Here is a 23,386-nt window from a genome sequence, read left to right on the forward strand (position 1 = left end):
ATCACCTTCTTTCTAAATTACAAAACTCAGTCATATCACATATCTTACACTTATCACCAGAGATGTAGTCTAAATAAATTGGATTTGTTTTCATATCATCAAATGCATCCACTTTAATATTTCCTAAAACCTCTTTTTTGTTTAATCCATATGCACAATAGTACATATTTCCATTTACATCTATATACGGCATAATATGATCATGAGTAATGCAACAGTATGAATTAAAAGGATTTTCCATAACAATACCATATCTTTTTGCTTTATCCATTGCCTTGTTAAACTGTTCAACTAAAATCTGATGCTGCTCTTTTACTAACTCGTAATTACCCCACGGCAAAGAGAAATGAATACCACTAAATCCATATTTAAAAGCAAAATCAACCATGTTAACGATATCTTCAATATTAGATTTATTGATAGTACAATTAATAATTGATGTTACAAATTTACGTTTCCTTAATGCTTGCTTACAATATTTCTTAAGGTTCTCTAGATTTGTTAACAAATTATCATAATTATAATTTTCACCGCAGATATCAACTACTTTTTCTCTTGAAACTGAATCAATGGAAAAAATAAGAATATCTACATTTTCCATCTCACTTAACTTATCAAAATCAACTAGTATCGTTCCACTGGTTATTATAGTTATCTTATAATCACTTAAATGTTGTAACATCCTATAAAAGTCTTTATGCAGAAAGGCTTCTCCTATTCCACAAAACGTAATCCTATTAATAAGCGGTTGCTGTTTTATTATACTTTTAAGGTATAAGAACTCATCAAATGATAATGTTTTGTTGTGTATCTTTCTTTCACAATATACACAATTAAGAGGGCAACAGGTGGTTATCTCAATCGAGACAGATTTCGTACTATTTTTTAATAAACTAACTGGATTCATTTCTTTTATTTGTACACACTTATATGTATACAACCTCCCCATACTATAATTGGAGTACTTTTATAAATTACAAAAGGATTTATACTACACTATTGCGATATAATAATGAACTATTTTCAACCATTAACTTTGTTGAATTATATTCTTTAATATTACCTAAATCAAAACATTGTCCTTCTGCAAAGAAATGGCAAAAAACCTCAAAATTCCGATGAATTGCTAAATTAAAAATATCGCTCAAAATTATTTCTTTTTTATCTTGAACTTTACTTAACTCTTCACAATAATACTCATGAATAAGTTCTGTAAACCTCTTACTCCAAATAGCAATATTCCAAGTATTATTAATGTCTATTTCCTTAGGTTTATCATATATTTTTAGAACTCTTTTCGTTTTTAAATCATATTCAACTGGCGCTAAACTCTGTGGATTGTCTGTTGGAAATACCCCTAAAGTTAAATCTGATTTGTTTTCCTTATGTACATCATATAACACTTCGAAGCATTCAAATGGTAATACAATTGTATCTGGCATTCCCATAAAAACAGTTTTATTGCGAATCCAAGGATACGCTTCTTCAAAAGCCACCGGCATACCATATAAATCGGAGTCCATATCTTGGCACGCATAAACAATATTAGTTTTATACTGGCTTCCATTACCATAGAATCTCAGCAGCTCACTCTTGTTTTCATTAATAACAATAACCAGATTACTGACACCCGCTCTTACCATATTTTCAATTGTATATTCACCCAGAACCTTTGGTATCTCTCGCATTTCACCATTACTTTCATATATTCTGCTTCCAACAGTCGTAAGTTCTTTAAAGGCACGAAATGGCTTCATTCTCTTACCTAAACCACCAGATGGAATAATGCCAATAATATCATCATCCATTTTTATCCTCCTTTCCTTACTCATTAACCATTGAGCTATACATACTACAGGTTTTACAGTATTCTCCCGAGTTAAATCGACTATATCTTTTACTCTCAAACAGCTCTTTAAACTCATTAGTCACTAAATTCCCAATTCGGGGTATTCTATTATAATGATCACAGCAAGCTCTAATATTTCCACTTAGAGACACAAAAGGAATCGGCGCTCCCTTATAAAAACAATACTTTTCATAAGGACTTGAATATATTATTTTCTTCTCTTTTGCTTCTTCTTGTATCATATTAAGAATATTTTTAATTTGAACTGAATTTTCTTTAACCCAATCGGTACTATAAGTTGGCAATAACATATTCAGTTTACTGATTCCAAACTTACTGCAAAGACCTACTATATTAATAACATCTTCGATATTTGATTCAGTCATAACGCAGTTAATTTCTTTACTAATCTGAGGGTATTCCATTCCCGTTATTAAATTATCTTGTAATTTATTAAAATCATATTGTGAACACACCCTTCGAATAACTTCTTCATCCGCGCCATCAACAGAAAATGTCACAGATTCTACATTACCACTTTTTAATAACCGTTCATAATTAATTTTGACCGTGCCATTTGTAATTACAGCCACCTTTTTTTGGTATATTGCCAAATATTCAACAACTTCATAAAATTGTGGATAAATAAGTTGTTCGCCCATCCCGCAAAGTGCAAACACTTCAACAAAGGGTAACTTTTGTACTATAGTAGTAAAATCATCCCATTTTATGAAAGTTCCTTTTGATTTTGAACTACTTCTAAAGCAATATTCACAATTTAAATTGCATCGATCAGTAAGTTCCAGCATTATCTCTTTAGGTAATGTGAACATATATCGCCTCCGGATTAATTATCTTCAACTAAATGCATATGAATCTCTCTTCTAACATTAACATTATCCTTTTTTTGCCTTGCAATATAATTTTCAATCATGCTCCCATGAACAGGCACAAATGTTTTCAAGTCTAAAAGTAATGTTCCAGAGTAATAAGAATTTCCTTCCCTAACACCATTGATTTGAGCATCTTCCATTTTTACTTTAGATTTATCACATATGTAATTAAAAACAGCACATTCACGATTCTTATAAAGAGAAACTCCCAAATAGACGGCTTTAAATTTACCATTTTTAAACAATGAATCATCCGAATATAATCCAAGCCCTATCTGTGCTTTTGATGATGAAAGCATCTCTACTTCAACATACTCTCCTATTTTTTCCGTACTTAAATCAATACATGAGAAGTATGTTGCAAAATTCTCAAAAGCTATCATATCATAGAGTTGCATGATATACAGATATACCGATGGCAATTTTGGAAATCTATCAAATGATTTATTGAATTTATCAACTTGATTTGCTACCTTTTCAAACACTTCAGCCTGAGAAATAAACTCGGCCTTCTCTTCAGTATCGGCACTAAGCAGAAAATATGGTATAGAATGTCCGGCCGCAAAACTCCAATTCATTGGACTACGTTCTGATGACTCAAATGTAGCTTTTTCTACATTAAGTCTGGTCAAAACACAAAAACTAGAGATTTGTTCCTCTATTACTCTTTTATATTCTGTACTTAATTTCTGCCACTTTAAAATCTCTCCGTGCGCGTCTAAATACATGTTCTGCATTCTTATTATGTATTTATCCTTAACGTCTGTATCCAAATTTATAGACCTTGGTAAAATTAAGTTATTAAAATATTCTTTAATTCCCAAATTTTCATAATTCATATATTTAACACTCTACTTTCCAAATATTACTTAATGAAGCCTATTTATTATGTCTTTCTTGTTCAATCTCATCAATAATTTGTTGTGGCGTTGTTAATTTAAGAACCTTGCTGATATATTCTTTCTGTTTTTCTTTAAGAACAGTAACTTTGTCTTCATTAAATAAATATTCTTGTAGTTTTTCTAAAACCTCATCATACTTAAATAATTGAACTACTTCATATGTATCTGTATATTCATTATCTGATAACACTGCTTCAAGCAATCGAAACCACCCAAAAAAACCTGCCCTAAAAGGGAATACACACTTTATGTCTTTGGCCATTTTCTGGTACCACTCTGGACGCTTTAAAAGAGTTTTTTGGAGCTTTGCAAAATCAATATTCTTATAATTTTGAAATACAATACATGGAATACTGCCGAAAATCGCTTTTGATAAAGTAACAGACACAACATTTGTAGTAATAAATAAATCAGATGACAATAAACACTCATCAAATTCAGTAGGGTTTAAATAACCGAAATTCATATATGTAACTTTACCACATTGATTTATATCTATATCCCACTTATTGGGACCAACATGAACTAATGTAATTGGAACGTTTAAATCTTTTAAATAATTATGCAAAATAGTTGGCAACCATTTCATAAGCATACCCAGAGATGGCATATCATGAAAATTTATACTTTCCCATGAAGAAGATGAGTACATTATCATTTTATTGCATTCTGAAACGCCTAACTTCTTTCTTACTTCTAACTTACGTTCGATTGATAACTCTAAATCTCTGTCATATAAACTAAAACATTTCACTTTTTGATCTTGGCTAGTTCTATTAATATTTAAAGGACAATTTCTTATAACGTAATCGCAGTCATCAAGCAATGGCGGTAATATTTCGAAATTTCCTCCATAATAGTCTGGTTTACATTTAGTTGACAAATATTCATATTCATCAATTCCAAGAATAGGTATTGCATATTGTTTCAACATTTGCATACTTACACCAGACCACAACCTAGAATATTCAATTGTATATATATCTGAAAGCAATATATAATCTGGTTTATATGAATTAATTAAATTGTCTACAATAGTTTTGTTTATAAATGCTCCATCATTAATGTTTAGTGATATATAATCTTGTCCTCTTTCTTGCAAATAAGAAACAAATTTTGATGGAACTAAAAACTTAACTTGACATTTATTTTTATCCAGCCTACTTCCAAATTCATATCCAATTGTTAACTCTCCAGCAGATATCTCACTTAGTACGATAATTAAGACTTTATTCATAAAATAATCCTTACATTTTAAAATATTTATTCTTCAATTCTAAAACATCATTTGCTGATTCATGTTCGCCAGAGGATCTCAATTTTGTTTCCAAATCATCAAATATAAGAATTAAGAAGTCTGAAATTACAGTAATCGGAGATGCCTCAAGTTTCTTTGCTTCAGCAATATACTCTTTTGCTTTCTCAGATTCTCCAAATGACCAATACAATCCTGAAATTAACAAATAAGGAATAACATAATATGGCCTGAACTCTCCTTTTTTCTGTTGTTCAATCATATCCATTATTTCCTCAATTATTTCATCCTCATCCCTAAAACTATTAGGTAACATTAATTGAATTCTTATTTTATACATTTTTGCTAGCCAGTAATTAGGCTGTTCCTCTATTATCTGTTCAAACATATCAAGAGCATCTTCTACATTTGTTTTGCTTTCCAATACATCACTAGCATTATTAGCAACTAAGTTAAACAAGCCAAACATCAATTTTGAACTATTGTCAGCTCCAGCCTTCTCGGCTTCTTTTCTTAGTGTTTCTCTCAAAGTTTCTATTCTCTCAGTCATTCTTGAAAGTAACGCAACCGTTCTAAATGCTTCGCAGTCGGACTGGCTAATTGGCAAAAATTCACCCACAAGCGTACTCATTATATGTCCTCCTCGTCTGCCTCTTCTGCATTAAGTTCTTCTTCAGCATCAGGTGTATACACTGCAGAATCCGCTGAAAAATACTCTTCAAGATTTTCTGGAGTAAGTTTTTCTAAGTCTTCCCTTCGAAGTGATTTTACTAACAATTGCTGTACTTCAGTTAATTTAAAATTTTTCATTGCCTCGTCCGGATCTTCAATTAATAATGTTTTGAATTCTTGATCCAATACCGCTTTCTCAATAAGTTCCTTAATTTGCGTTTCATCATTACTAAAATTGTTCATAAATTTCGCCTCTTTCATTTTTTATTAATAGTTTCAATTACAAAAATAGACTATTATTTACCAAGCAATTCATATTTTCCTTCATAAAAATATAATCTATATAAATCTAAATAAATGTATTTATGGTTATATGATTTTATATTTCTATAATACACGTACATTATAAAACAAAATAATAAATACACATTGCTTTTCACCCATAATAAAGCAACCCTAACAAAACAAACCCTTTTATTTATTAATTATACATGAATCACCATTATTAATCAATATCTTACATAACATATTATATTTAGAATGTATAATATATTTTTCAAATAAACGTAAGCGTCAAAAATAGTCAAACCTTGACAATCCCTAATGAGCAGAGTCTTTCATGATTCTGGTTTTTTAGATGGAAGCAAAAGTTCGAGTGCAATAATATTATTGTAAACATTCCAATTAGTGTTATTTTTTTGAAAATATACACCTAGTAAACGTAAGGATTTAGACCGTTCTCTTTTGTGGTCTCTATGATACTGAAAATTACAGCACTTGCCTTGGCTCCACGCGGTGTATTTGCAAAAAAAAGTTTTTACTGTCTATCACAAACGGCTTGATTGTTTGCTCTGCACGGTTATTACTGATTTCCAGTCTGCCGTCAAGAAGATAACGCTCTAGAAATCTGCGTTGTTTACTCATATAATGAACTGCCTGACCCAAACTGGTTTTGGGCGCAGGATTTAAAGATTTTAGCCACGCAAAAAAAAACTACTTCTGCATTAATATTTCAATTAATACTCTATGTAAATTATCCTATAAAAAATGAACTACACTTTCTATATATCAGACGTAAAATCTAATATCAGAAAGTGTAGTTCTCATTTAACCGCATACATTAATCTTTCTATTTAACTGCTTGGTTAATTTCATCATATAATTGCTTTATTAATCGCTTAATTTCATTAACTACATCATCTTTATTAACCTTTAAAGATATCTTTTTGTCTCTGCTGCTAATTTCCACTAAGTTTTCCTTCATATTTCTTGGACTTATAACAACTCTTAGCGGAACTCCAAGTAAATCTGCATCTGCGAACATTGCACCAGCGCGCATATCTCTATCATCATATAATACTTCTATGTGTTCACTAAGAAGCTGCTCATATAAAGAATCACTGAATTTTTTTGTTTCTTCATCATCTGCTCTAATACAGCAAATCTGTACTTCCCAAGGAGCAATTGTAATAGGCCAAATAGGTCCATATTCATCATGATGAACTTCACATATTGAAGCAGCTGTTCTTCCTACTCCTATACCATAGCATCCCATAATAGGATACTGACTCTCTCCATTTGCGTCTAGATACTGCATATTCATAGACTTTGTATATTTTGTTCCTAATTGGAATATATTCCCCACTTCAATTCCTCTAGAAATTGTTATTGAATTCTTTCCGCATTTAGGACATATCCCACCATCAATAATTTTAGTAATATCCTTATAATCAACGTCTCCACAATCACGTTTAATATTGAAGCCCTTAACATGCTTATCAACTTTATTTGCACCTGTTACGAGATATTCAATGCCCTTTAGTGAGGAATCAAAGATAACCTCTACATCTGTTGGCAAGCCTATTGGTCCGATAAACCCAGCAACAATTCCGCTTTGCTCTGTAATAACTGCAGCATGCACTTTTTCACCAATTACTTTTGTCAATTTGGCTTCATTTACTTCTAAGTCTCCTCTTAAGAACACAATAACATATTTGTCATCTCTATTTTTCTGATACACTACTGCCTTACACATATTTGTAATAGGTAGATTCACAAAGTTTACTACTTCTTCAATTGTGCTTGCATTAGGTGTATCTATTTCTTCCAAATCACCCATTTGAATATCAGCATTATTTACTATAATGCTCTCTGCAGCTTCCATATTTGCTTTATAATCACATTCTCCGCAAATAGCAATGGAATCTTCACCTGCTGGTGTAAGCAGCATATATTCATGAGAAACACTTCCTCCCATCATTCCAGAATCAGAAGCAACCGCAACCACCTCAGGTATACCGCATCTAGCATATATTCTATTGTACGCTTCATAACATCTTGCATAGTATTCTTCTAAATCTTCCTGTGATGTATGGAAGGAATAAGCATCCTTCATGGTAAACTCACGTACTCGTATAAGTCCAGCTCTAGGCCTTGCTTCATCACGGAATTTCGTTTGAATCTGGTAAATCATAAATGGATACTTTGCATAGCTTTGAGCATATTCACGCACTAAATGAACAGCAGCTTCTTCATGTGTCATACCCAACACCATTTTGCTGTCATTACGATCAGTGAACCTTAATAATTCTTCACCAACGCTTTCATATCTGCCTGACTCTTCCCATAAGCTTCCAGGCAATACTACTGGGAATAAAACTTCTTGCCCATCAATTCTATCCATTTCTTCTCTAATAATATTTTCTATTTTTTTAAGTATTCTTTTTGTAGGTGGGAATAAAGAATATATTCCATTTGCCACATTCTTAATATATCCACCTTTTATCATAAACATATGACTGTCAATAACACAGTCTGATGGACGTTCTTTAAATCTTTCACCAATAAGATTTCTTACTTTCATTTTTTTATCAACATCAATTAAATTACATTATTAATGTAATTATTTTAATGTTTTCTCCTTTCATAAAATATCCATGTCTCTTATTTTACCATACAACTACTTAACCAACCAATAAAAAATCTTTAATTTTTCTAATAACAGCATTTGTAATATTCGTTATCATAGCGTTATTATTACTCATTTCAGTATAAAATTCAGCCTTTTTCATTATTACCTGATAAAGTACCTTCTAAAAGCCCATCTGTTATTTTTGAACTTACCTTGTCAGCTACTGCAGCTTCGTATGCACTTGGATTGCTATCACGTACATTTACTACAAGTACATCATCTAAACTTAATTTTTCAACCATATCACTAAGCTCTTGATTCGCATTAGCATACTTTATGTTAAATTTCTCTATAATATCATCTATTAATGAAAAACTCTTCTTATTGATAGAAACATCTGTTGACAGCTTTTCAAGCGCTATGTCTTCTTCTTTTAATAGGATAGCTGCATTCTCATTTGCATGCTTTATAGAGAAGGCATTAAAAAAACCGTCTCAATAGTTATTATAACCAAAACGGTTTTTTAGTTACTACTAAAGCTTTCTCTCATTCACCTTTTCAAAATATTTTTTAGTCTCTGCTACTACTACACCACTGAGGGCCAGTAGAGCTAAAAGATTAGGAAATGCCATTAATCCATTAAAAATATCTGCAATCTCCCAAACAGCATTGATTGCTAAAAATGGTCCCATAAATATAGCTAATATATAAAGCCAACGGTATACAAGTACGAACTTCATATTTCCGTTAGTTAAATACTCCATGCAACGCTCACTATAATAATTCCATCCTAAGATTGTTGTAAATGCAAAGAAAGCAAGGCTAAGCATAAGTATAAATACACCTAAAGAAGGAGCAAATGGAAAACCAGACTGGAATGCCTTCTGTGTTACAGCTGCACCCTCTAGCCCTATATTCCATGCACCAGTTGTTATAATACATAGACCTGTCATAGTACAGATAATAATTGTATCTATAAAGGTTCCTGTCATGGATACAAGTCCTTGACGAACAGGTTCGTGCGTTTTTGCAGCCGCGGCCGCAATTGGTGCACTACCTAAACCTGATTCATTTGAGAAAATACCACGAGCAATACCTTTTTGCATCGCAACCATCATAGCACCTAAAGCACCGCCGCCTACAGCTCTAAGACCAAATGCACCTTCAAATACCTGTACAAGAGCATTTGGAATTGCTTTGTAATTTACACATATAACAATAATTGCAGCAATAACATAAAATATTGCCATAAATGGTACTACAACTTGAGAAACAGAAGCAATTCTTTTTAGTCCACCAATAATAACAAGTCCAGCACACAAAGTTACTACTACTGCTGTTATTACCACAGTCCAAGAATAGCTTTTACCCAGCAAAGAAACAGTCCATTCATTATTAGCATCAAAGAAATTGCGAACCGAATCAGATATTCCATTAATTTGAGTCATAGTTCCTATACCTAAAAGTCCTGCACATGCTCCAAAAAATGCAAATGCCTTAGCAAGCCACTTCCAATTTTTGCCCATACCATTTTCTATGTAATAGAATGGTCCACCTAAAACATGACCATCTGCATCGATTTTACGATATTTAATTGCTAAAAGACCTTCAGCATATTTAGTAGCCATACCAAAGAAAGCTGCTATCCACATCCAAAAAAGTGCACCTGGTCCACCTGCTACAATTGCCGTTGCAACACCTACAATATTTCCTGTACCAATAGTGGCCGACAGCGCTGTACAAAGTGCTCCAAAGCTTGAAACCTCTCCCTTTCCACCTTCTTCATTTTTAACCATATAGTAAAGTGCTCTAGGAAGATGCCTAACCTGTAATAAGCCCATGCGTATTGTGAATTGGATACCTACTAATAAAACCAATGCTATTAGCGGAATACCCCACACAATCCCATCAAACCATGAAATAAAACTACTAACCTGTTCTAACATTAACATTACCATTCCCTTCTTGATATTTTGAATCAAAAACAAAGCAATTTAACAAGTTACATTGCTCTGAACTAAAAAAAGCCAAAACATAAATGTTCTGACCTCCAAAAGAGAAAGGATTAAGCTATAAGCTCTGTCCTTTTGCCTGAGAGACTGGTAAATAAATAATTATCTACCTTGCACCTTCGGCGCCCAAACGGGACTCTCCAGAGAACGATTCTCTATCATATAATCGGAAAAAGAAAATTTATGTAGAATCGCATACATAATTTATCATAATTAGTGCTATAATGCAAAAGATTTTTATAATTTATTATAATTATTTTAATTTTAATGTTCTATGCCGAACACAGATAAAAATGTCATCATAATATAACGATGGAAACTCACAAATATTAGCATCATAGTATGGAGTAGAAATTGACACTGTCTGATTTAGATTTTTGAAAACTAAAACTTACTAAATTGTTAGAAATGACTATGCCTTACTAAAATATTATCTTTTAAATTCAAACTTTCTAGGATATTTAGCTAGCGCTGCGGACATTAAGCAAAGCAGTACTGTTTTGCAGCTTCAATTGATTTTGCTATATTAAAATCATATTTATTAAGCAATACAAACAGCCTGAATATAATTAGGTAACTGATTAGACACAGTAATATTAATACCGCGTTATTTATCAATAAAAAGTCAGCTTAAATTATTCTGCATACTCTGCAAATACAAAAAGCCAATCCCTCGTTAAAAGCAATCAGCCCTTCAAAAATTTCAGTTCACAGTCTACCTTAGCTATTGACATAGAATAATTTTTTATATAAAGCTAACCTTTTATTATTACAAGATTACAGGACGTATCATTCATAATTTAACCTGCACCACTTGATCCAATTTAAGCGTGTCCGGTGTTACTATACAATCAAATGCTAGAATTTTAACTCCTGCCGCTGCCGCCTCCCTTAGTGCATTACCAAATTGGAGGTGAGTTACATCATTAGGTATAAGATACTTAACAGGCTTAAACTGAATAACAAATATAATATACGCCTCATATCCCTCTTGCACAGCATCAATTAAATGATATAAATGCTTCACTCCTCGTTCTGTTGGTGCATCTGGAAAAGCTGCCACACCGTTATCTTCCAGGGTTACTCCCTTCACTTCAATAAATGCTTTACGTTTTTTTGCTTCAACATAGAAATCCACTCTAGAATTTCCATGCTTCTTCTCAGAATATATCAAGGTAGGATTAGGAAATAGCCCTCCTGCTTCTAGCCACTCCTTCACAACTGTATTAGGCGCCTGAGAATCAAGATTTATAAGTAACTTACCCTTTTCTGCTGCTACTAAATCGTATTTAGTTTTTCTGCTTGCATTGCTGCTTTCTTCTAAATAAACTGTGCACCCCTGCGTAAGCAGTTCTCTGCATCGTCCAGTATTTTTTACATGACAGATTTGAATGGTTCCATCAATTTCAACATAAGCAATGAATCTATTTGGACGCTCAATAAATTTTGCTTTGTGTATGTTTTTATATTTCATCTAATGTAATCTCCTATTAATAACAATCCAGCCCTTACAATAAAATACCGCATATGCTTACTCTATACTTGTGCTGTTTCCATTTAAGCACATCAAACTTTCCAGTCATATCACCTATGACTTCTCTATGCTTGCACGATTTACAAGTTAGCACATCAAACTCTATAGTAATATACCTCATATGCTTTCTCTGGACTTGTGCTGTTTCCAATCATGCACATCAAACTTTCCAGTAATATCACCTATGACTTCTCTATACATGCACGATTTACAAGTTAGCACATCAAACTCTATAGTAAAATACCGCATATGCTTTCTCTATACTTGTTCTGTTTCCAAGCATGCACATCAAACTTTTCGGTAATATCACCCATGACTTCTCTGGACTTGCACGATTTACAAGTTAGCACATCAAACTCTATAGTAATATACCGCATATGCTTTCTCAGAACTTGTGCTGTTTTCATTTAAGCACATCAAACTTTATAGTAATATCCCGCACGTGCTTCACAAAATTTATAATTTAAATACTCTATGTTTTAGCGCACTTTTATAGAGTCTAGAATCAAAACTTGAACAGTTCTTGTCTTTCCATCCTAAAGTTGAGTTAGTTATCCATATTATGAGGCTGAACTATAAACCCTATTTGTCCAGCAAAAAATTTTAATCAAAAAGCTTGCTGCCTTTTATATTAGCCCATAAGCTCCTGTACTAAAATCCTTAAATAGAGCAATATGAGGAGGTGAAAAAGTAAATATTATAACTATAAAAATTAAAAATACCAGACCTATCCACCCCAATATATCAGCCTTTTTTGACCCAAAATATTGTGACTGAAGCATTTTATAGCTAGCCCAGTATGCCACAAGCGTTCCCAAAACAAAAGTTCCAATGTCTGCGACAAGATATTTACTACCTATAATACCCGAATAAGTATAGTATGAAACAATAATTACAAGCATACCTATAATAATTGATAAAACTCTTACGGGAACAAAATTAGCTGTTTTTTTGCCATAAGTAAAATATTCAATAACAAAATAAAAAAGCATTGGTGTAACTAATATCTTTAAATGCTCCCATACACTTTCGTTGATAGGTGCAAGCATTGCAACTATTAGATTATTGCCTGACCATTCATATGCAAAATGCAGAATTGCGCCGGCTACTAAGGTAAACAGGACTCCGACAATATGTTTTTTTATAAAGCTCATTAATTACTCCCCCTTAAATTATTTTTAAACTATCTGCTCAACTATCCATTTATAGGTTTACATTATTGGTTTACACCAACAATTTTCACATAGAAAAGTTAACTTCAAGTATTCCCTTAAATTCCTATGATAATACTAATTGGGTCATGCAAGAATTTTAAAAATCAACCATCTAAAATTCAAAAAATCGAAAATTCAAAAAATCGAAAATTCAAAAAAAAAGGCCAATAACACATTTGAGTGTATTATTGGTCTTTATGTTATTATAATGTCCACGAGTATAATTGAATTAAAATATGAAGTTTTATTTTATACAGTCCTAAAATATATTAATATTGTCCAATACAGGCTAAAACAAATTCTAAAACTCACAATAGCCTGGTGTTCTAGGATATGGAATTACATCACGTATATTATCAACACCAGTTACATAAATTAAGAATCTCTCAAAGCCCATTCCAAATCCAGCATGGTCACAAGAACCAAATTTACGTAGATTCAAATACCAATACATTTCCTCGGTGTTGATTCCTAATTTCTCCATCTTGTCACGAAGCAAGTCATATCTTACTTCTCTTTGGCTTCCGCCCATCAATTCCCCTGCATCTGGAACCAATAAATCTACAGCAGCTACTGTCTCATTATCATCATTCTGATACATATAAAATGCTTTAATATCTTTTGGCCAATTGTATACAAATACAGGTCCATTAAAGTACTCTTCAGTTAAATATTTTTCATGCTCACGAGCTAAGTCTTTGCCAAACTCAGGTGTAAATACAAACTGGTTTGGTGCCTTTTTTAATATTTCTATTGCCTCTTTATGTGTAACTCTTGCAATTTTTGATTCCTTTAACTTTTCCAAACGCTTAAACAAGTCAATTTTCGTGAAGCCCTGCAAGAATTCCAATTCATCCTTTGCCTTGTCCAATATATATGAAACTATGCTCTTTAAGAAATCTTCTTCAATATCCATTAATTGATTTAAATCACAAAATGCTATTTCAGGCTCAATCATCCAAAATTCAGCTGCATGTGTCTTTGTGTTTGAGTTTTCAGCCCTGAAGGTAGGTCCAAAGGTGTATATCTTACCAAACGCCATTGCAAAGGTTTCTCCTTCAAGCTGACCAGTTACCGCCAACGATGCTTTCTTACCAAAGAAATCTTCTTCGTAATTATTGTTTTCCAAGCAAGTAACAGTAAATGTATTACCTGCACCCTCAGCATCATTTCCTGTTATTATTGGAGTGTGCACATAAACATAACCTTTATTATGAAAATATTCATGAATAGCCATTGAAGCTAAGCTTCTTATTCTAAACACAGCTTGAAATACTCTTGTACGCGGACGCAAATACGCTATTTCACGTAAAAATTCAATTGAGTGCTTTTTAGGCTGTAAAGGGTAATCCTCTGGTGCATCACCTACTAAAATAATATTACTAGCATTAATCTCAATATTGTCAGCATTAACAGCACTAACTACTACCGTTCCTTCTATGCTAATAGCAGCACCTATATGAATGCTCTGTATTTCATCAAAATTAGCTAAAGTATCTTCATATACAATTTGAATTGATTTAAAACATGAACCATCAAAGAAATCAATAAAGCCCATTTTTTTCTGCTTTCTATGATTTCTTATCCAACCATTAAGTTTTACTTCCTTGCCAATACTCGCTTTCTGATCACCGTACAAATCATTAATATACATTTTTTACTTTCCTTTCTAACTAATATTAGGTGTTCTATATTAAATCATATATTCTAAATAAACAAAGCAAGTTGGCAAGCCTGCACATCTTTTTTTATAAGATGGAGGCAAACCAACATTACAATGTAATCAAACTAATTTAATTCAACAATAATTACCAATAATTATCAAACCTACTTAAAAAAATGTTTTGAAGTTTTCAAGCATATCTTTTAAGCCATTAGCATTATTTCCGCTGCCTCGTGCTAGATAAGCAGAACCTCCACCCTTACCATCAAGATATGCTAATGCCTTTTTGATAACACCATTTGCATTGCAAGTTTTGGATAATTCTTTATCAATAGCAATCGTTAATTGAACCTTGCCATCAGCAATACTGTAGAAGCAAACTACTCCTTTAATAATCTCTGCTACTCGAATTGCTTCATCACGAACCTCATCAGTCATTGCAGCGTACTCGTTTGTCATATAAGAAATTCCGTTTGCGCCCTGCATTGTTTTCTTGCTTATCTGTTCCTTAGTCATAACAGAAAATTCTACATTAATAGGTTGTTCCTTTTTCGTACCCAATGTATCTAATTTAGAGAGAATTTGCTTTTTAGGTACTCTCAATTTTGCAGAAATATCATTTAATAGTTTCAGTTCTTCCTGAACATAAGCCACAGCTTCCTTTCTAGTCAGTGCAACTATTCTTCTAATGCCTCTTCCCGCACTTTCCTCGGAAATTATTTTACAAAAACCAATTCTACCAGTTGACGATATATGAGTTCCTCCACATAGTTCCTTTGATACATCTCCAAAAGAAACCATTCTAACTAAGTCGGAATACTTATCGCTAAAGAAAGCCAAAGCACCTTCTTTTACAGCTTGTTCATATGTGGTTTCCTTTACATCTCTGGTATAATTCTCACTGATAAACTGATTTACAGTTGCTTCAATTGCATCTAAAACATCACTTTCTAACTTCTTGTCACAATGGAAATCAAATCTCAGCCTATCATCTGTAACAAGTGAACCTGCTTGCTTTACACTGTCTCCTAAATGAATTCTTAATGCCTTTTGCAGTAAATGAACTGCTGAGTGATTTGCTTCTATTTTTGTTCTGCGTTCAGCATCAACCTTCATATTAACAGTTTGGTCAATTCTAGCTTGTCCATTTAATATATTTACAAAATGGAAGAATATATCATCAACTTTTTTCACGTCAGTTACTTGAAGCTGCATGTCACCGCTATCCATCACACCAGTATCGGCAATCTGTCCACCGCTCTCAGCATAAAAGCAGCTCTTGTCTGTTACAATAATTGCCTGTTCATTTGCCAAAGCAGCTTCTACTTCTTCATTATCCTTAATAATACCAATTACATGACCAGTACATGATAATTCCTCATATCCAACAAAAACTGTTTTGGTGAAATTAGCAGCCATACCTTTCAGTGCTTCCAAGCTGTTTCCACTTCCACCCTCTTCATTATTACCTAATTTGGATATTTCTTTGTGATGCTTGATTTCATTATCGTACTCTTCCTTATCAATTGTCATTCCATGCTCAGCAGCATAATCTTGTATAAAGTCAAATGGCAAGCCATAAGAAGTTACTAAGACAAAAGCATCCTTTCCAGAGATAGTTGTTTTGCCTTCACACATTTTCTCGATTCTAGCAGTTCCATCCTTTAAAACAGCAGAATAGCTTTCTACCTCTTTATTGAATACATCATGTATCTGTTTCCTGTTAGTCTCGAAATGGCTGTAATACTTCTTATAGTGTTCAATAACTCTGTCTAATACTTCTTGGAAATTGAAGTTGTCCATCTTATATTTTGCAAGAATAGTACAGCATTTGCGAATAAGCTTACGTGGTACATATCCCCTTCCTGTATTACTTGGGACAGCTCCAGCAGCCAATAATATAGTAACTGTTCTTAAATGATCTGATAGAATATTAATTTTTTGCTCAGGTATATCGGAATCTGGATTTAAGCTTGCACACTGCTTCTTTATAATCTCTACTATTGGGCGAAGTGAATCTATCTCATATACAGAATTAAGCTTATTTAGTGTCATAGTAAGTCTCTCTAAGCCTGCACCTGTATCAACACTTTTAAACTTCAGTGGTTCATAGGTTCCATCAGCTAATTTATTTAACTGCATAAATACTCCAGCATTCCATATTTCAATGTAACGCTTTTTAGTATCAAATACTCCGCCTTCTACATAAGCCTCTCCAAACTCTTCTCCTGTATCATAAAACACTTCTGTACAAGGTCCGCATGGGCCAGTTTCAGCAGTTGGCCCCCAAAAATTATCTTCAAAGGGCTGAGGAACAATATGGCTTCTATCCATACCAACTTTTTGCCATATTTCAATAGATTCAGTATCAGGCTCTAGATTCAATTCCTTCGAACCCATAAATACAGTAGCGTACAATTTTTCTTTTGGAATTTTAAAGCCTTCTGTAAGTAATTCAAAGGCAAGCTTAATTGCATCTTCTTTAAAATAGTTGTTAAAGGACCAGCTGCCTAACATTTCAAAGCTAGTAAGATGATGTCTGTCACCTATATCATCAATATCGATTGTTCTAATACAAGGTTGAATATTGCAAAGATTGCTGGCAGGTGGAACCTCTTCTCCAGTAAAATAATTCTTTAATGGAGCCATTCCGGAATTAATGAATAATAATGTAGGATCGTTTTCAGGAATTACAGAAGACTCTGATATCTTTTTATGATTATGTTTTTGGAAATACTCCAAAAATATTGTTCTGATTTCATCACTTGTAATCTTATACATATTGCTCCTCCAAATCAAAATAAATCTTCCCAATTAGCTATGAATTATATCATATACTGCGCTTAATATCAATAAACAATGCATATTGTATCCTGTTTTGACAAATTATTTACTCTTAAAAACAGCCTTTTATTTTCGTGGATGTTGTAATTGTTCCCTAATTTTCTCCATATGAAGCATGGACCTCATATTATACTTAATTTATATCACTTTGCATTTATATTTATAAATTCAGTCTTCAATTTTGAATATATTATTTTTTGGCTTCTGTATAAACTATAGTATCCTGACAGCATGTAACTCACGCTTGATGCAATAGCAAATAGCAGCAGTCCTTCTGAGCCAAATACTTCTACACTTAAAACAATAGCAGCTATTGGTACATTTAATACACCACAAAACAGTGAAATAAGACCTATTGCAGCACAAAAGCCAGGGTTAATTCCAAAAATAATTCCAAATGTACAGCCAAATGTTGAACCAATAAAAAATGTAGGTACAATTTCTCCTCCCTTATAGCCTGCACCAATAGTTAAAGCTGTAAATATAATCTTAAGTAAAAATGCTTCTGGATTTGCATTACCAATCATTGCATTCTCTATTATATCCATACCAATTCCATTATAATCCCTTATACCAACAATAAGAGTAAGTAAAACTACTAAAATACCACCTGTGAAAATACGTAAGTATTTATTCTTTATTTTTTCAAATATGACTTCTGTTTTTCTCATTGTTACACAAAATACTATACTCAGCAATGCACAAAGTGCAGCAAGTAAGACAGTATAACCTATGGAATTAAGTGAAAGGTCAGGTACAGAACTCAATACATACCTAATAGGTTTTATACCAAAATATATTGAGATCAGATATGAGACAATTGATGCAACAAGACAAGGTAAAAATGTAGAGTAATACGTAATACCTATACTTATTACTCCCATTGCAAATATGGCAGCCGTCAATGGAGTTCCGAACAATGCTGAAAAAACACTGCTCATTCCACACATTACAATAACATTTGTGTCCTTATCATCTAAATGAAAAATTCGTCCTATTTGAGAACCAATTCCACCTCCTAGCTGTAAGGCAGCCCCTTCCCTTCCTGCCGAGCCTCCAAACAAATGAGTTATTACTGTGCTTACAAATATCAAAGGTGCTATTCTAACAGGTACTTTATCATCTGTTCGCATAGATTCGATTATATAATTTGTACCGGTGTTATCGCTTATATTACATTTTTTATAAAGTATTGCTATTAAAAGTCCTCCTAATGGCAGCAAAAATATCATAAATCCATCTGATAATCTTATCTCTGTAACCAATTCAACACTTTTATGAAATACCGTTCCTATAATTCCACCTACACAGCCTGTAATGCTAGCAAGCACAACCCATCTTAAAAATGTTAAGATATAATTTAGTGCAGATTTAATCTTTATTTTTATTACGTCCATCTTTTATCCAACCTTCAATTTTGCTATATATAGCGTAATCAATTATAACTTTCACTCTTTAGTGCAATTGTAAACCTGTTACCAACATCCACTGATTCAAATTTTACAGTCTTTGTATCAATAGCAAATGATTAATCTGATATTGTACTGGTCAATATTAAAGTTAAAACTAATAATGATATAATCTTCTTGAATCTAGTAATCTAACTAGTCTCCTTTTGTTAACTATTTTAAAATTTCTAACCACTCAATTTTCGCCCATAAAATCTATTGATGCTTTATATTATCACCGGTTTATTGACAATATAACAAAAATAATCAGAAAGTATATGGCTTACGTGGTAAACTTTCGAGTCTCATAATAACGAAAGCAATTTTTACCAATATTAGTTTACTGTCACTCCTGATGTTATTAAGCTTTAAGCTGTATTCTCAACTGGGAGTTTTGAGATAATTATATTTACTAATTATTATATCATTTTACAATTAATTTCTACTATCTTTTACAATTATAATTTGCTGTAATAGGTCTCTTAAGCCTAAATTCTTTGAATTTTTCAAACCACATTTTATTTTCTCCGTAAATTATACTTTCTCTTATAAAATAGTTTATTAATTCGAAAATATTTGTTATACTTTGTATATTGATAAATTTTAAACAATGGTATTCATAATACCTTTTTTCATAATATCTTAAATAAAATAAACATTATGGAGGAAACATGAAATCACTTGCAAATCACAAACGAATTAAAGTTACTGTAAATGACCGAGAAGTAGAAGTATATGACAATCTTACTATTCTACAAGCACTGCTTCAAGAAGATATTCATATTCCACATCTTTGCTACGATATAAGAGTTGAAAGATCAAATGGTAACTGTGGATTATGTGTCGTTGAAGTTGAAGACAAAGATGCAAGAAAAGAAGTAAAAGCTTGTCAGACCCCTATAAAAGAAGGTATGGTCATATTTACAAACACCCAAAAATTGCAAAATTACAGAAAGATACGCTTAGAGCAAATGCTATCTGACCACAATGCAGACTGTGTTGCACCATGTGTAATGACATGTCCTGCTAATATAGATATCCAAGCATATCTTCGCCACGCTAGAATTGGTAATTTTGAAGAAGCCCTTAAGGTTATTAAAGACAGAAATCCATTCCCTGTAGTATGCGGCCGTGTATGTCCTCATCCATGTGAAGCACAATGCAGACGTAATCTTGTTGATTCTCCTGTTGCAATCAATTATGTTAAGCGTTTTGTTGCCGATTTGGATATGAATACTGGCAATCCTTGGCTACCAGAGAAAAAAACAAGCACAGGTAAAAGAATAGCAATAGTAGGCGCAGGACCATCAGGTCTTTCTGCAGCATATTATAGTGCTATTAACGGTCATGATGTTACAGTTTTTGAGCGTCAGCCACATGCTGGTGGTATGATGAGATACGGTATTCCTGAATATCGTCTTCCAAAGGCTACTCTAGATAAAGAAATTGATATAATGAAAAAATTAGGCGTTAAAATAATGACAGGAAAAGCTCTTGGAACACATATACACCTTGAAGACCTACATAAGGACTTCGATGCTGTATATCTTGCTATTGGTTCATGGCGTGCTACTCCAATGAGCATAGAAGGTGAAAATTTAGAAGGAGTATGGCTTGGTATTAATTATCTCGAACAAGAAACAAAAGGTGCAGATATAAAGCTAGGTGATACTATTGTTGTCGGTGGTGGTAACACAGCAATTGACTGTGCTCGTGTAGCTCTTCGTAAAGGTGCTAAATCTGTAAAACTTATTTATCGTCGTACTCAAGAAGAAATGCCTGCTGAGCCATATGAAGTTGAAGAAGCACTTCACGAAGGTGTTGAAATGCTATTCTTGATGGCACCTACTGGCATTTATATGGAAAACGGCAGAAAAATGCTCAAATGTATCAAAATGACTTTAGGTGAGCCTGACCGTTCAGGTCGTCGTCGTCCTGTTCCAATTGAAGGCAGCGAGACATCTATTCCAGCAGATACTATTATAGGTGCAATTGGTCAAAGTACAAATACACAGTTCTTATATAACGACCTTCCTGTTAAACTCAATAAATGGGGAGATATTGAAGTTAACGGGAAAACATCCCAAACTTCAGAAATTAACATATTTGCAGGCGGAGACTGCGTAACAGGTCCTGCAACAGTTATACAAGCAGTTGGAGCTGGTCGTCGTGCTGCTGAAGCTATGGACAATTTCTTGATGCATGGATATATCAAGGAATCTCAAATAGACTACAGTTGCAGCCGTGGCTCAATGGAAGACCTTCCAAAATGGGAATTTGAAAGTATGCCAAAAGTTGAGCGTGCAAAAATGCCTTCACTCTCACTTGAAGAGCGTAAAAACAACTTTAAAGAGGTTGAATTAGGTTTATCTGAAGAAACTGCAAAGGAAGAGGCTATGCGTTGCTTACAATGCGGCTGTAGTGAGCGTTATGGTTGCAGCTTGAGAAACGAAGCAACTACTCATGGTATAGAATTTGCAAAACCAATTCATGAAAGACCATTAATTCCAATAGTAAAGGATCATCCATTTATTGTACGTGACCACAACAAATGTATATCCTGTGGACGCTGTATAGCTGCATGTGCTGAGGTAGAAGGCCCTGATGTATTGTCCTATTATATGAAGCAAGGACGTCAGCTAGTTGGAACAAAGAGCGGTCTTCCATTGGAAAAAACTGAGTGTGTTAGCTGTGGTCAATGCGTAAATGCTTGTCCTTGCGGTGCCCTAAGAGTACGTACAGAAAGAGGTAAGGTATTCAATGCCATCAACGACCCAACAAAGACTGTAGTTGCCTTTGTTGCACCAGCAGTTAGAAGTATTGTATCCTCTCATTATGGTGTAACATACGATGAAGCTTCACCATATATGGCTGGATTACTCAAAAAGCTAGGTTTTGATAAAGTATTTGATTTCACATTTGCTGCTGATTTAACAATAGTTGAAGAAACTACTGAATTTTTAACAAGAGTTGAAAATAAAGGTGTTATGCCTCAGTTTACTTCCTGTTGTCCTGGATGGGTGAATTATGTTGAAAGAAAATATCCTGAGATTATACCTCATCTTTCAACCTGTAAATCTCCTCAGATGATGATGGGTGCAACAGTAAAAAATCACTATTCAAAGATTAGCGGTATAGATAAAAAGGATCTCTATGTAGTATCTATTGTACCATGTATCGCAAAGAAATTTGAGGCTTACCGTCCAGAATTTGCGCCTGAAGGAATTCGTGACGTAGATGCTGTAATAACCTCAAGCGAAATGATAAGAATGGCAGAATTGAAATTCATTGATACAAAAGCTATTGTTCCACAAGAGTTTGATGAACCATACAAGCAGGTTTCAGGTGCTGGTATCCTCTTTGGTGCTTCTGGCGGTGTTGCTGAAGCAGCTCTTCGTATGGCAGTTGAAAAGCTCACAGGTAATGTACTTACAGACCACCTTGATTTCGAAGAAATCAGAGGCTTTGAAGGTGTGAAAGAGGCAACTGTTGAAGCTAATGGAACAAAAGTACGTGTAGCTGTAATAAGCGGTTTAAAAAATGCAGAGCCTATAGTTGAGAGAATTATTAAAGGTGAAGAGGTTGGCTATGATTTAATAGAGGTAATGGCATGTCCAGGAGGATGTATCTGTGGTGCCGGCCATCCTGTTCCAGAAAAAATTGATTCCTTAGAAAAACGTCAAAATGTACTTGTGAATATTGATAAGACATCAAAATATCGTAAATCACAAGAAAATCCTGACATACTAAGGCTATATGAGGACTTCTACGGTGAAGCTAATTCCGAACTTGCACACAAGCTGCTGCACACACATTATACACCTGTATTTGGCACTTGTGGCTGTGATAATACGCTAAAGAAAGCAGATTCTGCTTTTAAAACACATGATTTAACTGTATGTATGTGTGATAAGTGTACTTCAAAAGGTGCAAAGGAACTCTATGAGAATTTAACAAATGTAGTCAAAGATCAAAAAATGGATTCATTTATAGCAGTTAAGACAATCCGCTTAAAGGAATCTCACACTGGCGAAGGTGTTTATGTTTCACTTGATGGAGAACAAATTGAAGTACCATCAATAAATAATTTATATGATATAGTTAAAGCGTAATTACAAGCAAAATTGTTAGTGATTTTTATTACAGTAAAATTATTAATACCCCCATCAAAATTTATTGATGGGGGTAT

General features: G+C 33.3%; 18 protein-coding genes, 1 pseudogene and 1 riboswitch. Of the genes and pseudogenes, 1 reads left to right on the top strand and 18 read right to left on the bottom strand.

The genetic code is table 11. The features are described 5' to 3' along the window. Position 1: 1 nt before the first annotated feature. From EHE19_RS14475 to EHE19_RS14560, 18 genes and pseudogenes are all read right to left on the bottom strand, one after another. Positions 2–949, bottom strand: a complete 948-nt coding sequence (locus tag EHE19_RS14475; protein WP_137696826.1) for a radical SAM protein — start codon at positions 947–949, stop codon at positions 2–4. Between the two features lie 37 nt (positions 950–986). Next, positions 987–1,808 carry a nucleotidyltransferase family protein gene (locus tag EHE19_RS14480; RefSeq protein WP_171003521.1) on the bottom strand — a complete coding sequence of 274 codons (822 nt, stop codon included), beginning with the start codon at positions 1,806–1,808 and terminating at the stop codon, positions 987–989. A gap of 16 nt (positions 1,809–1,824) precedes the next feature. Then, complete coding sequence (locus tag EHE19_RS14485; protein WP_137696828.1) at positions 1,825–2,682, bottom strand: radical SAM protein; 858 nt, start codon at positions 2,680–2,682, stop codon at positions 1,825–1,827. 14 nt (positions 2,683–2,696) lie between these two features. Further along, positions 2,697–3,581, bottom strand: a complete 885-nt coding sequence (locus EHE19_RS14490; RefSeq protein ID WP_137696829.1) for a hypothetical protein — start codon at positions 3,579–3,581, stop codon at positions 2,697–2,699. Between the two features lie 40 nt (positions 3,582–3,621). Further along, entirely contained in the window at positions 3,622–4,881 is a 1,260-nt protein-coding gene (locus tag EHE19_RS14495) for a DUF6365 family protein (protein WP_137696830.1), read from the bottom strand. Positions 4,882–4,891: 10 nt separating this feature from the next. Then, entirely contained in the window at positions 4,892–5,530 is a 639-nt protein-coding gene (locus EHE19_RS14500; RefSeq protein WP_137696831.1) for a hypothetical protein, read from the bottom strand. After that, entirely contained in the window at positions 5,530–5,814 is a 285-nt protein-coding gene (locus EHE19_RS14505; protein WP_137696832.1) for a hypothetical protein, read from the bottom strand. Before EHE19_RS14505 ends, EHE19_RS14500 begins: the two co-directional genes overlap by 1 nt. A 472-nt stretch (positions 5,815–6,286) precedes the next feature. Then, positions 6,287–6,561: pseudogene (locus tag EHE19_RS19820) on the bottom strand (IS66 family transposase); the annotation flags it as partial. Between the two features lie 139 nt (positions 6,562–6,700). Next, the gene (locus EHE19_RS14515; RefSeq protein WP_137696834.1) at positions 6,701–8,434 is read right to left on the bottom strand and encodes a proline--tRNA ligase; all 1,734 of its coding nucleotides are present in this window, start codon (positions 8,432–8,434) and stop codon (positions 6,701–6,703) included. Between the two features lie 194 nt (positions 8,435–8,628). Further along, entirely contained in the window at positions 8,629–8,784 is a 156-nt protein-coding gene (locus EHE19_RS14520) for a hypothetical protein (protein ID WP_171003522.1), read from the bottom strand. A 231-nt stretch (positions 8,785–9,015) separates the two neighbouring features. Continuing rightward, complete coding sequence (locus EHE19_RS14530) at positions 9,016–10,428, bottom strand: alanine/glycine:cation symporter family protein (RefSeq protein ID WP_137697031.1); 1,413 nt, start codon at positions 10,426–10,428, stop codon at positions 9,016–9,018. A gap of 123 nt (positions 10,429–10,551) precedes the next feature. Then, positions 10,552–10,648: riboswitch (glycine riboswitch) on the bottom strand. A 639-nt stretch (positions 10,649–11,287) separates the two neighbouring features. Continuing rightward, complete coding sequence (gene sfsA / locus EHE19_RS14535) at positions 11,288–11,968, bottom strand: DNA/RNA nuclease SfsA (protein WP_137696835.1); 681 nt, start codon at positions 11,966–11,968, stop codon at positions 11,288–11,290. Between the two features lie 34 nt (positions 11,969–12,002). Next, positions 12,003–12,149: a hypothetical protein gene (locus EHE19_RS19620; RefSeq protein ID WP_171003523.1), complete on the bottom strand. Its 147-nt coding sequence runs from the start codon at positions 12,147–12,149 to the stop codon at positions 12,003–12,005. A gap of 109 nt (positions 12,150–12,258) precedes the next feature. Beyond that, the gene (locus EHE19_RS14540) at positions 12,259–12,435 is read right to left on the bottom strand and encodes a hypothetical protein (RefSeq protein WP_171003524.1); all 177 of its coding nucleotides are present in this window, start codon (positions 12,433–12,435) and stop codon (positions 12,259–12,261) included. A 219-nt stretch (positions 12,436–12,654) separates the two neighbouring features. After that, positions 12,655–13,182, bottom strand: a complete 528-nt coding sequence (locus tag EHE19_RS14545) for a DUF6512 family protein (RefSeq protein ID WP_137696836.1) — start codon at positions 13,180–13,182, stop codon at positions 12,655–12,657. A 361-nt stretch (positions 13,183–13,543) separates the two neighbouring features. Beyond that, a complete protein-coding gene (asnS, locus tag EHE19_RS14550; RefSeq protein ID WP_137696837.1) occupies positions 13,544–14,896 on the bottom strand; it encodes an asparagine--tRNA ligase in 1,353 nt (450 codons plus the stop codon). A 177-nt stretch (positions 14,897–15,073) separates the two neighbouring features. Then, on the bottom strand, positions 15,074–17,686 hold the full coding sequence (gene alaS, locus EHE19_RS14555; RefSeq protein ID WP_137696838.1) for an alanine--tRNA ligase: 2,613 nt from the start codon (positions 17,684–17,686) through the stop codon (positions 15,074–15,076). Positions 17,687–17,892: 206 nt separating this feature from the next. Next, positions 17,893–19,146 (bottom strand): chloride channel protein, encoded by a 1,254-nt coding sequence (locus EHE19_RS14560; protein ID WP_137696839.1) that lies wholly within the window; start codon positions 19,144–19,146, stop codon positions 17,893–17,895. A 722-nt stretch (positions 19,147–19,868) separates the two neighbouring features. On the opposite strand from EHE19_RS14560, the gene EHE19_RS14565 reads away from it, so the two are divergent. Beyond that, on the top strand, positions 19,869–23,309 hold the full coding sequence (locus EHE19_RS14565) for a [FeFe] hydrogenase, group A (RefSeq protein ID WP_137696840.1): 3,441 nt from the start codon (positions 19,869–19,871) through the stop codon (positions 23,307–23,309). The last annotated feature ends 77 nt before the right edge of the window (positions 23,310–23,386 follow it).

It is taken from the genome of Ruminiclostridium herbifermentans (genome assembly GCF_005473905.2).
Lineage (GTDB): Bacteria > Bacillota > Clostridia > Acetivibrionales > DSM-1351 > Ruminiclostridium > Ruminiclostridium herbifermentans.

Excerpts from the sequence above, each read along its gene's own strand:
- EHE19_RS14475 (WP_137696826.1), bottom strand. The coding sequence starts at position 949 with ATGGGGAGGTTGTATACATATAAGTGTGTACAAATAAAAGAAATGAAT.
- EHE19_RS14480 (WP_171003521.1), bottom strand. The coding sequence starts at position 1,808 with ATGGATGATGATATTATTGGCATTATTCCATCTGGTGGTTTAGGTAAG.
- EHE19_RS14485 (WP_137696828.1), bottom strand. The coding sequence starts at position 2,682 with ATGTTCACATTACCTAAAGAGATAATGCTGGAACTTACTGATCGATGC.
- EHE19_RS14490 (WP_137696829.1), bottom strand. The coding sequence starts at position 3,581 with ATGAATTATGAAAATTTGGGAATTAAAGAATATTTTAATAACTTAATT.
- EHE19_RS14495 (WP_137696830.1), bottom strand. The coding sequence starts at position 4,881 with ATGAATAAAGTCTTAATTATCGTACTAAGTGAGATATCTGCTGGAGAG.
- EHE19_RS14500 (WP_137696831.1), bottom strand. The coding sequence starts at position 5,530 with ATGAGTACGCTTGTGGGTGAATTTTTGCCAATTAGCCAGTCCGACTGC.
- EHE19_RS14505 (WP_137696832.1), bottom strand. The coding sequence starts at position 5,814 with ATGAACAATTTTAGTAATGATGAAACGCAAATTAAGGAACTTATTGAG.
- EHE19_RS14515 (WP_137696834.1), bottom strand. The coding sequence starts at position 8,434 with ATGAAAGTAAGAAATCTTATTGGTGAAAGATTTAAAGAACGTCCATCA.
- EHE19_RS14520 (WP_171003522.1), bottom strand. The coding sequence starts at position 8,784 with ATGGTTGAAAAATTAAGTTTAGATGATGTACTTGTAGTAAATGTACGT.
- EHE19_RS14530 (WP_137697031.1), bottom strand. The coding sequence starts at position 10,428 with ATGTTAGAACAGGTTAGTAGTTTTATTTCATGGTTTGATGGGATTGTG.
- sfsA (WP_137696835.1), bottom strand. The coding sequence starts at position 11,968 with ATGAAATATAAAAACATACACAAAGCAAAATTTATTGAGCGTCCAAAT.
- EHE19_RS19620 (WP_171003523.1), bottom strand. The coding sequence starts at position 12,149 with ATGAGGTATATTACTATAGAGTTTGATGTGCTAACTTGTAAATCGTGC.
- EHE19_RS14540 (WP_171003524.1), bottom strand. The coding sequence starts at position 12,435 with ATGAAAACAGCACAAGTTCTGAGAAAGCATATGCGGTATATTACTATA.
- EHE19_RS14545 (WP_137696836.1), bottom strand. The coding sequence starts at position 13,182 with ATGAGCTTTATAAAAAAACATATTGTCGGAGTCCTGTTTACCTTAGTA.
- asnS (WP_137696837.1), bottom strand. The coding sequence starts at position 14,896 with ATGTATATTAATGATTTGTACGGTGATCAGAAAGCGAGTATTGGCAAG.
- alaS (WP_137696838.1), bottom strand. The coding sequence starts at position 17,686 with ATGTATAAGATTACAAGTGATGAAATCAGAACAATATTTTTGGAGTAT.
- EHE19_RS14560 (WP_137696839.1), bottom strand. The coding sequence starts at position 19,146 with ATGGACGTAATAAAAATAAAGATTAAATCTGCACTAAATTATATCTTA.
- EHE19_RS14565 (WP_137696840.1), top strand. The coding sequence starts at position 19,869 with ATGAAATCACTTGCAAATCACAAACGAATTAAAGTTACTGTAAATGAC.